The organism is Marinobacter sp. B-12 (assembly GCF_056857915.1).
Map to the genome: position 1 here is coordinate 1 of NZ_JBSXOB010000051.1, position 13,467 is coordinate 13,467.

The window sequence follows — 13,467 nt, forward strand, 5'->3', positions numbered from 1 at the left end:
ACCGGTGGAAACGCATCAAGGGCTTTCAGCTTCTGGAGCTGGTCGTTAACAACGTCGAGTTCCGGGACGGAGAAGCGGTAGAAGGTCAATCAGACAGGAACGCTGCTTGATGGCTATACACCAGATTTGACGATAACTCCACATCACATCCAATGATGGATTCAGATGAACACGCTCAATACCGGTGATGGGAAGGCTGAACATCAAACAGTAACTTCGACGACTTCTTTCCGTGGAGCTCGACCACTGGCTGAATGGTTTTCCGTATTCCAGCTCGACTTGAATTCTTTCAATCGACGGTTCCGGAAACAAACGGATAAAATTGACCTATGCTTTGAATAAAAATTAACCGTAAGCAGAGCGACTCCAATGCAAGAGTATTTGGGTGTAGTGACCATTCGCTCGAATGTCATCGCTGAATGTGTTTCTGTGAGCTAATTGTCTATGGCCAACAGGGAGGGTAAACGATCTAACTTACGGCACGCACACTCACACTGTTGCCCATGATCAAACCAACGCCAGAGGAGTCCCTATGATAACGAGACGTCACCTGGAAACGCCCACAACTGTCGCAACCCTCGACGATCTCGCAACGTTGGCAGACTATTCATTCATGGACACGCTCAACTCCGACCCTGAGGGGAAGGCAAACGGAGTTGATCACGCGCCACGTCAAGTCTTCTCGGGCCACTATGTTCCGGTGAATCCCACGCCCATCGAAAACCCCGAATACGTCGCGCATGGGAAAAACCTGTTTCACGAGCTGGGTTTCGCAGACAGCATGGCGCAGTCGGAGGATTTCGTCCGCCTATTCTCCGGCGACTTGTCGCATGTTCCGAAGCCTCTGCGCAACGTCGGGTGGGCGTGTGGCTATGCACTTTCCATCTACGGCACCGAGTTTTACCAGCAATGCCCTTTCCAGACCGGCAATGGCTACGGCGACGGTCGCGCAATTTCGGTACTTGAGGCTGTCATCAACGGCCAGCGCTGGGAAATGCAGCTGAAAGGGGCAGGGCGCACACCCTACTGCCGCGGCGCGGACGGCCGGGCGGTTCTGCGGTCCAGTGTACGGGAGTTCCTGGCCCAGGAGCATATGCACGCGCTCGGCGTGCCCACTTCACGGTCTCTGAGTCTGTACGTATCGAAAACCGAGCAAGTCAGGCGACCTTGGTATTCAGAGGGCTCACGCTCGATAGACCCCGATATTCTCGTATCCGAGCCAGTGGCCATCTCGACGCGTGTTGCACCGTCGTTCATTCGGGTAGGGCAGCTCGAGCTCTTTAGTCGTCGTGCCCGTAAGCAGGAACATCCGCAGGCGATGGAGGAGCTCAAGAAGATCGTCTTGCACCTGATCGACCGTGAGTACGGAGACGTTATCGACCGGTCACTGACCACTGCCGAAAAGGTGGTGTCGCTTGCACGTGAGTTCCGCAGCCGACTGACATCGCTTGTCGCCAACTGGATCCGTGTTGGCTACTGCCAGGGTAACTTCAACAGCGACAACTGTGCCGCGGGCGGCTTCACGCTCGACTATGGACCATTCGGGTTCTGCGATGTGTTTGATCCGCAGTACCAACCATGGACGGGTGGCGGGCATCACTTCGCATTCCTCAACCAACCAGCAGCAGCCGAACGCAACTTTCACTCGTTTTGTTCGGCAGTTCGGCCTTTGTTGGCGGAGCACCCAGACTGCCTGGGGCAGTTGGAGGAAATTCAAAGTGAATTCCCAAAGGTGATGCAGGCACAAATGGAGAATATGTGGGCTGCCAAACTTGGACTTGACGCGTTTGACGCGACATTGTTCCGTGAGCTGGCAACGCTGATGATGCAAACGCCTGTCGATTACACCATGTTCTTCCGGGAACTTTCATCGTTGCCAGGTGACATTGAGCCACTCAAGAAAAGCTTCTACAAAGGCCCGACCTATGCTGCAGACCCCGAAGAGCTGGACAAGCGCTGGTCAGCGTGGCTCTCACAGTGGCAATCGCTCATCCGACCTGGCACTCATGAGGGACTTTCCAGTCAGATGAAGCTCGTCAATCCGAAGTACACCTTGAGAGAATGGTTCGTTGTGCCGGCTTATCAGCAAGCGGCAACGTGGAACTACGCCTTGCTGCGGGAACTACAGGAAGTCATGACGCAGCCGTACGCCGAGCAGTCAAAAGACATAGAGACGAAATACTACAGGCTGAAGCCGCTGGAGCTCTTTGAGGTTGGTGGATCGTCACACTATAGCTGCTCGTCGTGAACGGTTCGGTTACTTGTCCCGCGAGTAAGTTGCCTTATTAAGCCCGAGAACCGCCAGCGTAGATACGGCACCGGAGAGCAAATACAGCGTCACTGAGGCCACTCCGAACTGCGCCGACAGTCCCAGTGCAACCAGGGGTGCAAACGCCGCACCTAGCAACCACGCCATGTCCGACGTCAAGGCGGCTCCGGTGTATCGGAAACGTGCCTCGAAATTGGCTGTGACCGCACCGGAAGCCTGACCATAGGACAGTCCAAGCAGAACAAAGCCGATTATGATGAACAGGTTCTCTCCCATTTCGCCGCCTCCCAGTAAAGCCGGTATGAACAGACTGAACACGGCAATCAGCGCTGCAAGGCAACCGAGCATCGTGCGCCGACCAATACGATCAGCCAGCACACCTGAAAGAACAACTCCGGCGATCGCAAAGCCCGCACCAACGATCTCGATGACCAGAATGTCTGCGATGGTCCTGTCGGAATAGAGACTCAGCCAGGACAGCGGGAACACGGTCACCAGATGGAATAACGCATAGCTGGCCAGCGTGGCCAGGGCGCCGATCAGCACGATCCGACCCTGATGACTCATCAGTTTTGCGACTTTGGATGACTGCAGCTCTCTTTCGTCAAGCAGTTGGGCGTAGTCGTCAGTGGCAACCAGTCGCAGGCGCGCAAACAGGGCAACCACGTTGATGGCAAAGGCTGCGAAGAACGGATACCGCCACGCCCATTCAAAGAAGTCCTTTTCCGACACGCTGGACAGCATGTAGGCAAACAAACTGGCCGCCACAATAAAGCCGACCGGTGTTCCCAATTGCCCAATCATCGCATACCAGCCTTTGCGATTAGCGGGCGCGTTCAGTGCTAGCAACGAAGGCAGCCCGTCCCACGAGCCCCCCAAAGCCACGCCTTGACCCAGCCGGAACAGCGCCAACAACACGATGGCGTAAAAACCGATGTCGCCGTAAGTTGGCAAAAAGGCAATGCCGGCGGTGGTGGTGCCCAGAGCAAACAGCGCTACCGTCAACTTGGCTTCGCGCCCAAAGCGTTCCTGCAACCTCATGAAGATAATGGTGCCAAACGGTCTGGCAACGAACGCCAGTGAGAAAATGGCAAAGGAGTACAGGGTGCCAACCAGCTGCGTCTCGAATGGAAAAAATAAGGCCGGGAACACTAGCACCGACGCGATGGCGTATACGAAGAAATCGAAATACTCCGAGGCCCGACCGATGGCTACACCCACGGCAATTTCACCGGGTGTGATCGGTGCCTGATGACCGGCGGTATCGGCAGGCCGGGTCTGGCTGTGACTGTGGGTAGTCGTCATGGTCGTCGAGCCTCAAACAGAACGTATCAGGCGTCAGTGTAAGACGATTTCAACGGATAGGGTACTGGACAACATGTCCAATCGCGATCAAGATTTCTAGTCTCCATAATAGGCGATCCTAAATCTAGACACCGGATTTGCTTGCATGCTTTTTCCACGATTCCGACACGGATTAACACTGCTTCCGCTGGCCTTGCTCGGTGGGTGTGACATGGTCGTCATGGATCCTTCGGGGGACATTGCCGCTCAGCAGGCTGACCTCATTATCGTCTCCACGCTGCTGATGCTGATCGTGATTGTGCCGGTGATATTCCTGACATTCTTCTTCGCCTGGCGATATCGGAAAAACAACAAAACCGCCACCTATGACCCTGAGTGGGACCATTCCACCAAGCTTGAACTGGTGATCTGGGGCGTGCCGCTACTGATCATCATCGCGCTGGGTTTGGTTACCTGGATCAGTACTCACAAGCTGGATCCCTATCGGCCATTGGACCGGATTGACGCTGACCAGCCGCTGGCGATGGACCATGAACCATTAACGGTTGAAGTGGTATCGCTCGACTGGAAATGGCTGTTCATCTATCCCGAGCAGGGTGTGGCGTCAGTCAACGAGTTGGTAACACCCGTGGATGTACCCATCCGCTTCCACATCACGTCGTCGTTCACCATGAACTCGTTCTACATCCCAGCGTTGGCGGGCCAGATCTACGCCATGGGCGGCATGCAAACCACGCTGAATGCGGTCATTAATGAGCCCGGTGTCTATGACGGCTTCTCAGCCAACTACAGCGGTGCCGGATTCTCAGATATGCGTTTCAAGTACCACGGCGTGTCGGACGACAAATTTCAGGCTTGGGTAGATGAGGTAAAACAACAAGGCAGCACCCTGGACCGGTCCGAGTATCTGGAGCTGGCTAAACCCAGCTCCGCCGAACCGGTCAGCTACTACAGCACGGTGGCACCGGATCTTTACCACGCAATTCTGAACCGGTGCGTCGTCGAGGAGAAAATGTGCATGGACCAGATGATCACCCCTGATCACCCCAACTGATTCAAGAGACTGAGAATGCAGGATAAAACAGACCTGACAAGTTTGATCTTCGGTCGGCTTTCATTGGAGTCGATCCCTTATCACGAGCCCATTCTGGTCGTGACCTTTATCGTCGCCGCGTTGGCCGGCTTGGCGGTGGCAGGTTTCATCACCTACAAAAAGTTCTGGGGCACTTTGTGGCGTGATTGGATTACCAGTATTGACCACAAGAAAATTGGCATTATGTACATCATCTTGGCCTTCATTATGCTCCTGAGGGGCTTCAGTGATGCCATGATGATGCGCCTGCAGCAAGCCATAGCCTTCGGTGGCTCTGAAGGCTACCTGCCACCCGAGCATTACGATCAGCTGTTTACGGTCCACGGCGTGATCATGATCTTCTTCGTCGCCATGCCATTGATTGTCGGCATTATGAACTATGTTGTGCCGTTGCAACTGGGCACCCGGGATGTCGCCTTTCCGTTCCTGAATAACTTCAGTTTCTGGATGACCGCCGCCGGCGCAGGCCTGACCATGGTTTCGCTGTTTATCGGCGAGTATGGAAAAACCGGCTGGCTGGCTTTTCCTCCGCTCTCCGGCATAGAGGGCAGCCCCGGTGTCGGGGTCGATTACTACATATGGTCGTTACAGATAGCCGGGGTAGGGACCCTGTTATCGGGGGTCAACTTCACAGTAACGATCATCAAGAACCGCGCGCCGGGCATGACGCTGATGAAAATGCCCATCTTTACCTGGACGGCGTTGTGCACAAACATTCTTATTGTTGCTGCTTTTCCGATTCTGACCGTGGTGCTGGCCATGCTGTCTATGGACCGGATGCTGGGCACCCATTTCTTTACCAATGATATGGGCGGCAACATGATGATGTATGTCAACCTGATCTGGATCTGGGGCCATCCGGAAGTTTACATCCTGATTCTGCCTGCCTTTGGCGTGTTCTCCGAAGTGGTTGCTACGTTCAGCGGCAAACGCCTGTTCGGTTACACCTCCATGGTTTACGCCACCATCGTCATCACCTTGTTGTCTTATCTGGTGTGGCTACACCATTTCTTCACCATGGGGGCAGGGGCCAGCGTGAATTCCTTCTTCGGGATTACCACGATGATTATTTCCATCCCCACCGGCGCCAAGCTGTTTAACTGGCTGTTCACCATGTACCGCGGCCGTATCCGCTTCGAGTTGCCGATGATGTGGACGGTCTCGTTCATGGTGACCTTCACCATTGGCGGCATGACCGGTGTGCTGCTGGCCGTGCCGCCGGCTGACTTTGTATTGCACAACAGTCTGTTCCTGGTTGCCCATTTCCACAACGTCATCATCGGTGGCGTGCTGTTCGGGATGTTCGCCGCCATCAACTACTGGTATCCGAAAGCGTTCGGCTACAAGCTGGATGAATACTGGGGCAAGTGGTCGTTCTGGCTCTGGAATGTGGGCTTTTACGCGGCCTTCATGCCGCTCTACGTGCTGGGCCTGATGGGGGTCACTCGGCGAATGAACCACTTTGATGACGCCTCGCTGCAAATCTGGTTCGTCATTGCGGCCGTTGGCGCTCTGCTTATCTTTGGCGGCATCATCGCTTCGATTATCCAGTTTGTGGTCAGCTATCGCCGCCGTGACCAGCTCCGGGATTTGAGCGGCGATATATGGAACGGCCGCACACTGGAGTGGTCGACGTCATCACCACCCCCACAGTACAACTTTGCGTTTACGCCGGTGGTCTATGACAACGACGCCTGGACCGACATGAAGAAGCACCAGTTTGAGCGCCCACGAGACGGGTTCCTGCCCATCCATATGCCGAAAAACACGGCATCTGGCTTCGTATTGGCCATGCTAAGTGCCGTGTGTGGATTCGGGCTGATCTGGCACATGTGGCCTCTGGTAGGCCTTTCGTTTGTCGCTTTGATAGCCGGCGTCATCATTCACACCTTCAATTACAACCGTGACTACCACATCCCGGCGGAAGACGTTACCCGGATTGAGGACGAACGGTCACAACTACTGGATAGGTACGCCTGATATGACAACGAACGCGACCGATGCCAATTCGATGCTGCCAAGCTCGCACTTCTACGTGCGAGAACACCACCCCGAGTCAGGCACGCTACTGGGTTTCTGGCTTTATCTTATGAGTGACTGCCTGCTGTTTGCGGGCCTGTTTGCGACCTATGCCGTGCTGGGCAACAGCTATGCCGGCGGACCTACCGGCGCCGATATCTTCGAGTTGCCGTTGGTCGCTGTGAACACCGGCTTTCTGCTGATTTCGTCTATTACCTACGGTTTTGCAATGCTGCAAATGCAGCTTAAGCAGGTCAATGGCACGCTCTTCTGGCTGGCGATTACCGGTCTTTTGGGGGCGGCCTTTATCGGCTTGGAGCTCTATGAGTTTGCACACCTTATCCACGAGGGATACGGACCTCAGCGCAGCGGTTTCCTGACTGCATTTTTCTCATTGGTGGGAACCCACGGCCTTCACGTCAGCGTCGGCATCATCTGGCTGGCTGTTCTCATGGTGCAGGTCAAGCGATATGGTCTGACAACGGAGAATGGCCGACGCCTGATGTGCCTGTCCATGTTCTGGCACTTTCTTGACGTGGTCTGGATTGGCGTTTTCACCTTCGTCTATTTAATGGGAGTCCTGTAATGAGCGAACATAACTCGCATCCCGACCACGGCAGCCTGAAGAGCTACATGACGGGCTTCGTCCTTTCGGTGATCCTGACGGCTATTCCATTCTGGCTGGTCATGGCCAACGTCATTGAAAGCGCGGGCCTTACTGCGCTGATCATACTCGCCTTTGCAGCCGTGCAGATTTTTGTGCACATGATTTATTTCCTACACATGAGCCCGAAGTCGGAGGGTGGCTGGAATCTACTGGCGCTGGTTTTCACGCTTATACTGGTGTTTATCGCCCTGGCAGGCTCCATATGGGTTATGTACAACCTCAATGTGAACATGATGCCTGGCATGATGTCCGAGCCTGTCATGGAATCGCAAAATCCGTGACAGGCAGGGCATTTCATTCAGATTCCAACGCTCTGGCGGGTGAGACTGAGCACCAGTCCCGTTCGATGACCTTTGTGGTTACCTGGGCCTTGATTGCACTCCTTGCCTTTAGCGGCTTAATAGCACTAGGCGTCTGGCAGTTGCAACGGCTGGACTGGAAGCAGAACCTGATTGAGCGGGTTAACCAGCGGGTCGAAGCACCTGCTTCGGCGGCTCCTGGCCCGAATGTCTGGCCCACCATCAATGAGCAGGACGATGCCTACACGCATGTCCAGATAACGGGGCGCCTGCTGCGCGAAAAGAGTACTGCGGTACACACCTCAACCGAGCTGGGGCAGGGCTACTGGCTAATGACGCCTTTGCAGCAGGCCGATGGCACCCTGGTGTTTATCAACCGGGGATTCGTGACGGAAATAACCGATGACAGGGCCGGAGGGCCGTCAGAAAACCAGCCGGTGACGGTGACCGGCCTGCTGAGGCTCAGTGAATCCGGGGGTGGCGTATTACGGGACAATGATCCGGCTAACAACCGCTGGTATTCCCGCGATGTGCAGGAAATTGCCAACACCAGGGATTTGCCCGCCGCCCGGGTTGCACCTTATTTTATTGACGCTGACGCCGGAGGAAAGCCTCGGGCACCTCACTCCCTGAAACAGGCCTACCGGGAACCCGTCGGCGGCCTCACGGTGATTTCATTCTATAATCACCATCTGCAATACGCTCTTACCTGGTTTACACTGGCGCTGATGGTCGCGGCAGGCGCATTCTGGTTTGCCCGCGAGGAGCGACTAGTCCGCAAGCATCGAAACCCCGAACACGAGCCTGAGAGACCAATTTGATAGCACAATGGCATCAGGCGATCAGCATCGCCGGTCGCCACAAGAACCTGCGGTTGCTGATCCAACTGCGTTGGATCGCCGTGCTAGGGCAGGTAACCACCATCGGCGTCGTCAGCCTGTATTTTGGTTATCAGTTGCCACTTGCTCCAATGCTTCTGGTCATTGCCCTCCTGGCTTTGTTCAATGTGGCCAGCTCCTGGCGTGCGCGGTGGCGGCGTCCGGTTACCAACAAAGCCCTGTTCCTGGCCCTGCTGGTGGATGTCACCGGCCTGACCGCGCTGCTGTACCTGAGCGGCGGCATCACCAACCCATTCGCTTTTCTGTTCCTGCTGCAGGTTATTCTTAGCTCGGTGCTGCTGGAAGTATGGGCGACATGGATCATCGTTGGGCTCACCAGTACCAGCCTTGCCGTAATGGCGTTCTACTATGTACCGTTGGCCCCTCCGACCAGCAGCCCCGGGGTATTTTCCGGACCGTACCTCGAAGGTCTTCTGATCAGCTTTACTCTGAACGCTATTCTGCTGGCCTACGTCATCACCCGAATCATCGGAAATCTTCGTGACGGCGATGCACAACTGGCAGACCTGAAACATAGGGCCGCTGAAGAGGAACATATTGTCAGGATGGGGTTACTGGCCTCCGGGGCGGCGCATGAATTGGGTTCCCCACTGGCAACTCTTTCAGTCATTCTCGGGGACTGGCGACGGATGCCTGATCTAGCCGGACAAACCGAGATGCAGGACGAAATCGCGGAGATGCAGACCCAACTGCAGCGCTGTAAAAGCATCGTTAGTGGAATTCTACTATCCGCAGGCGAAACCCGCGGCGAATCGTCTTCTAGAACCACCCTTGATGACTTTTTGCAGGACCTGGTGGCCGAGTGGCAGGAGATACGGTCGATTGAGACATTTGAGTATCATAATCGTATCACCCAGAACTGTTCTGTCGTTTTTGATACTGCACTGAAACAGATGATATGGAACGTGCTTGATAATGCCCTGGAAGCATCTCCAAAGTGGGTGAGGGTGGAGGCCCGGCGGGATGCAGAGGTTTTGCAACTGGAGATCTCGGACAAAGGGCCGGGCTTTCCGCAGGCGATGCTGGCGGAGTTCGGCAAACCCTACCAATCGAGTAAGGGGAGACCGGGTGGTGGCCTGGGACTTTTCCTCAGTGTTAACGTCGCTCGCAGGCTGGGCGGCACTGTGACGGCGAAGAATAACCCTGAAGGCGGCGCCAGCGTTACGCTGACCCTGCCACTGGCAGCGATAGCCTCCCCATAGAAGAATCGATGCAGCACTTTTCTTAAAGGACGGAATACCGATGTCGGCGACGCGTTTACTGTTGATCATAGAGGATGACGAGGCTCTTGCCCGCACTCTTACGCGCTCCTTTAGGCGACGGGACTATGAGGTCGTCGTCGCCGCAACATATGATGAGGCGGCCGCGCTGTTGGAGACTTGTTCGCCCGGCTATGCAGTCGTCGATCTTAAGCTGAAAGGCAGTTCTTCCGGGCTGGAGTGTGTTCAGTTACTCCACAAACACGACCCTGAGATGTTGATTGTGGTGCTCACGGGATTTGCGAGTATCAATACTGCCGTTGAAGCGGTCAAACTTGGCGCCTGCCACTATCTGGCCAAGCCGTCAGACACCGACGATATCGAGGCAGCCTTTGAACATGTGGCGGGCCGTACTAACCTGAAAGTGACCAATCGCGCCACCTCCATCAAGACGATGGAATGGGAAAAGATCCACCAGGTGCTAGCAGAAACCGATTTCAACATCTCCGAAACCGCGCGCCGACTGGGTATGCATCGACGCACTCTGGCCCGCAAACTAGAAAAGAGACCGGTCAAATAGCCTCCGATTTGGAGCGCGACGTGGAGTGTGGTAACGACATAATCTTTTGTGCCCTGCGCTGGCCAAGCAGAATAAGTCAACTGGCTAGACTTGAGGATCACCCTTGAAAGCACTTTCCGAAGTTAATCAGGCCGTTCAGCATCGGCCCTCAGGATTCAATTATGAAATCGACAGCTCTTGTTCTTAAGTATTTCGTAGTTTGCAGTGCACTGGCCATTGCTCCGGCGTTATGGGCTGAATCTGCAACTTCAGATAAAAACTCAGACGACCAATATCTGTATCATCCCGACAAGTCTAAACAGACCGACTTCAATACCGATGTGCAGCCGTTACATAAAGAATCGTTACAAGGGTTCGACTGTATGGATCGGGACGGCGATGGTTATCTATCAATGAGTGAACTTGGAGCACGGGGTGAATGCGTTGAAAATGCGGCAGAAAGAGGTATGGCAACGTCAAGGAGAACCTCTCTTGTCTTTGATCTGATGGATGCTGACCGCGACCGGCGTGTTAGCAAACGGGAATTCAATATCTGGAACGAAATGCGATTGCAGCAGAATTGATCGTCGAGTATGACTAAAAACCTTCGTATGAAGGAAAACAGGTTGCGGTTGGAAAGGCATCTATATACGTAGCTGAACGAAGAGTTTAGTACTTTGTATGGAAGTTCAGTACTTTCTGTGGCGATTGTTTAGTACTTTGTGTTATCGCCCACCAGTTCCGGGGCGGGCCTGCGGGGCGGCAGTTATCCACAACTGCGCATAATGTATATTATGTTAAATACGATGCAGTGTAACAAAAAGATTATGTAACCATTCCATAGAATCGAGTCGTATTCCGCCCCACATTTCAGATTTTGGGTTCGATCACAATGGCCTTTACTCTGGAACGACAAACTTTGAATCAGATCCGTGACCTCAAATTCATTGCGGTCGCTCCCTCTTCTTCAGCAGCCTTCCAGAATTGGCACTTCCCTGAGCACTCTCTCAAAGCCAGCTCTTCCTAACCTGCCCCCAGCCCAAAGTGCTCTGCCAGGTACAGAGTTAGTATGAATGGGATTTATTTAGAAAGTGTCAAATTGACTGCTGCTGGTCGCCAGCAGAGCGAGGTAAGGCAACCTCAACACACAATCCAGGGCTATTGTCGAGCAACCTCAGGCGGGCTTCGTGTAGCTCCGCGATCGCGAGAGCATGAGATAGCCCTAGACCATTACCGGTCGTTGTACGCGAACGCTCCAAGCGGTAAAGGCGTCGTAATACGTTGTCACGTTCCCCTTCTGGAATGCCTGGCCCATTATCGGCAACTCTCAGCACAATTTCTTGCGGGTTGAATGCTAGCCCAAGCGAGATGCTTGACTCAGCGGGTGTGTGTCGCAGCGCGTTCTCTATTAGGTTCGCAGTTAGTTGGCCAAGAAGTGTCTTGTCTCCGCACACAATAACGGGCGTTTGAGGCAACATATCCATGGTCAGGCGATGACCGCCTTCTTCAGCGGCTGGCTCATAGATGTCAACGAATGTTGATACGATCTGTCTGAGATCTACTGCATCGAAACGCGATTTTGCACTTCCCCCTTCGATCTGGGCAATCACCAGTAGCGACTGGAATACGGCAGCGGCCCGCTCGGTTTCGGTGAGCGCACGATCAGCGAGATCGGCCTCGGGAGTGCCCTTCGCAATCCCGGCGCGAAGGTTCTTGAGAAGCACGAAAATCCGCTGTATCGGTGTCTTCAGATCATGAGCGATATCGGTCGACACTTGTCGCAGTGCAGACATGGAGGCTTCTTGCGACGCCCCCATTCGGTTGATCCCGGCACCGATCCGTGACAGGTCATCGTTATGGTCAGCGCTTGGAACTCGCGCGGACAGATCGCCCCTCGTCAGCTGTGCAAGCGTAGACTCGATATGACGCACCCGGCGCGCGGAAACAAGAGCCATCCAGACACCGGCACCGAGTGAAATCAGCAGGGTTGGGAAGATGGCAAAGGAGAGCAACCCGACGAACGTTTCCCGCAGATCACTGATTGATGAGCGGCTCTCTCCAACAATGAGGACTCCCGAAGCCATGGCCTTGGTGCGAAAACTGTAGCCGTCATCACTTAGTTCTCCACTTGCATCGCGCGCTCTCAGATCGACCTCGCCGCTGCGCATCTCTGCGCGAGCGTTACCGAAGCTTCGTCCATCGGGTGTGTTAAAGACGATAACACGCTGCTTCGGATCGACGTCTGCAGCCTCTGTCTCTATCAAGGCGCCGAAAGTGCCAGGGTCGTTTGTCTCGCTTAATCGGGCAACCTGTTGCTCGAGAGTGAGGTTGATCTGGTCTTCCGATTTACTGAGGAGCTGCAACCATGCAAATCCAAGGGTTGCAAAGTTTACGATCACAAAAACGGCAACGAGTCCGAGCGCCAGCCTGACCTGCGAAGACCGCAAAAGGTGTCGGATGCGAGCGAGGCCCATAGTGTTAGTCATTGATTCGATATCCGGCACCGCGGACTGTCTCTATCAGTTCTTTCTCAAACGGTTTGTCGATCTTGGCGCGTAGCCGACTGATATGAGTTTCCACCACGTTGGTTTGCGGGTCGAAACTGATGTCCCAGAGCGCTTCGAGAAGCATAGTGCGCGTCTGGACCCGCCCCTTGTGACGCAAAAGATGTTCAAGCAGCGCAAATTCGCGGGGCAGCAGGTCGATTTCCCGGCCAGCGCGGGTCACCTTGCGGCGACCTGGATCCATGCTCAGATTGTCGGCAGATAAGACGCTTTCCTGGATGATGGCTGCCGGACGCCGTGCCAGGGCCTGAATGCGGGCCAGGAGTTCGCCGAATACAAATGGCTTGACAAGATAGTCATCGCCACCCGACTGTAACCCCTCGATGCGGTCGTCAACGCCGCCAACCGTGGTGAGAAAGATTGCCGGTGTTGTCACCTTCGCTGCGCGCAGCGCCTTGACCAATGACAGTCCGTCAAGGCCCGGCAACATCCGGTCGACAACGAGCGCATCATAGCCCGCGTTCATGGACTGCCCCAAAGCCTCACGCCCATTGGCGACCTGATCCACGATGTGCCCCTCCTGTCGGAGACCCTTTACAATATAGTCAGCGGTTGTTTGGTCGTCCTCAATGACTAAAACTTTCATGGATGGGG

General features: G+C 54.6%; 12 protein-coding genes. 9 read left to right on the forward strand and 3 right to left on the reverse strand.

Annotated elements, in window-relative coordinates; genetic code table 11:
* The first annotated feature begins 532 nt into the window (after positions 1 to 532).
* On the forward strand, positions 533 to 2,248 hold the full coding sequence (locus AC13D2_RS09075) for a protein adenylyltransferase SelO (protein WP_300499077.1): 1,716 nt from the start codon (positions 533 to 535) through the stop codon (positions 2,246 to 2,248).
* Positions 2,249 to 2,257: 9 nt separating this feature from the next.
* On the opposite strand, the gene AC13D2_RS09080 is transcribed toward AC13D2_RS09075, so the two are convergent.
* Positions 2,258 to 3,574 carry an MFS transporter gene (locus AC13D2_RS09080; protein WP_482938513.1) on the reverse strand — a complete coding sequence of 439 codons (1,317 nt, stop codon included), beginning with the start codon at positions 3,572 to 3,574 and terminating at the stop codon, positions 2,258 to 2,260.
* Positions 3,575 to 3,719: 145 nt separating this feature from the next.
* Here AC13D2_RS09080 and cyoA point away from each other — a divergent pair, with 145 nt between their 5' ends.
* From cyoA to AC13D2_RS09120, 8 genes are all read left to right on the forward strand, one after another.
* Positions 3,720 to 4,628, forward strand: coding sequence for a ubiquinol oxidase subunit II (gene cyoA / locus AC13D2_RS09085; protein WP_300499073.1), 909 nt, complete (start codon positions 3,720 to 3,722; stop codon positions 4,626 to 4,628).
* Between the two features lie 45 nt (positions 4,629 to 4,673).
* Positions 4,674 to 6,647, forward strand: a complete 1,974-nt coding sequence (cyoB, locus tag AC13D2_RS09090) for a cytochrome o ubiquinol oxidase subunit I (RefSeq protein WP_300499079.1) — start codon at positions 4,674 to 4,676, stop codon at positions 6,645 to 6,647.
* A 1-nt stretch (position 6,648) separates the two neighbouring features.
* Positions 6,649 to 7,272: a cytochrome o ubiquinol oxidase subunit III gene (cyoC, locus tag AC13D2_RS09095; protein WP_292048056.1), complete on the forward strand. Its 624-nt coding sequence runs from the start codon at positions 6,649 to 6,651 to the stop codon at positions 7,270 to 7,272.
* Positions 7,272 to 7,634, forward strand: coding sequence for a cytochrome o ubiquinol oxidase subunit IV (gene cyoD, locus AC13D2_RS09100; protein WP_292048055.1), 363 nt, complete (start codon positions 7,272 to 7,274; stop codon positions 7,632 to 7,634). Before cyoC ends, cyoD begins: the two co-directional genes overlap by 1 nt.
* On the forward strand, positions 7,631 to 8,473 hold the full coding sequence (locus tag AC13D2_RS09105; RefSeq protein WP_292048054.1) for an SURF1 family protein: 843 nt from the start codon (positions 7,631 to 7,633) through the stop codon (positions 8,471 to 8,473). Before cyoD ends, AC13D2_RS09105 begins: the two co-directional genes overlap by 4 nt.
* On the forward strand, positions 8,470 to 9,753 hold the full coding sequence (locus AC13D2_RS09110) for an ATP-binding protein (protein WP_300499069.1): 1,284 nt from the start codon (positions 8,470 to 8,472) through the stop codon (positions 9,751 to 9,753). The genes AC13D2_RS09105 and AC13D2_RS09110 overlap by 4 nt, the downstream gene beginning before the upstream one ends.
* A gap of 40 nt (positions 9,754 to 9,793) precedes the next feature.
* Entirely contained in the window at positions 9,794 to 10,330 is a 537-nt protein-coding gene (locus AC13D2_RS09115) for a response regulator transcription factor (protein ID WP_300499068.1), read from the forward strand.
* A gap of 161 nt (positions 10,331 to 10,491) precedes the next feature.
* Entirely contained in the window at positions 10,492 to 10,893 is a 402-nt protein-coding gene (locus tag AC13D2_RS09120) for an EF-hand domain-containing protein (RefSeq protein ID WP_292048051.1), read from the forward strand.
* Between the two features lie 510 nt (positions 10,894 to 11,403).
* Here the strand turns inward: AC13D2_RS09120 and AC13D2_RS09125 are convergent.
* Together AC13D2_RS09125 and AC13D2_RS09130 are read right to left on the reverse strand one after the other, a co-directional pair.
* Positions 11,404 to 12,795: a sensor histidine kinase gene (locus AC13D2_RS09125; protein ID WP_482938514.1), complete on the reverse strand. Its 1,392-nt coding sequence runs from the start codon at positions 12,793 to 12,795 to the stop codon at positions 11,404 to 11,406.
* On the reverse strand, positions 12,788 to 13,459 hold the full coding sequence (locus AC13D2_RS09130) for a winged helix-turn-helix domain-containing protein (protein ID WP_300498543.1): 672 nt from the start codon (positions 13,457 to 13,459) through the stop codon (positions 12,788 to 12,790). The genes AC13D2_RS09125 and AC13D2_RS09130 overlap by 8 nt, the downstream gene beginning before the upstream one ends.
* Positions 13,460 to 13,467 lie beyond the last annotated feature (8 nt).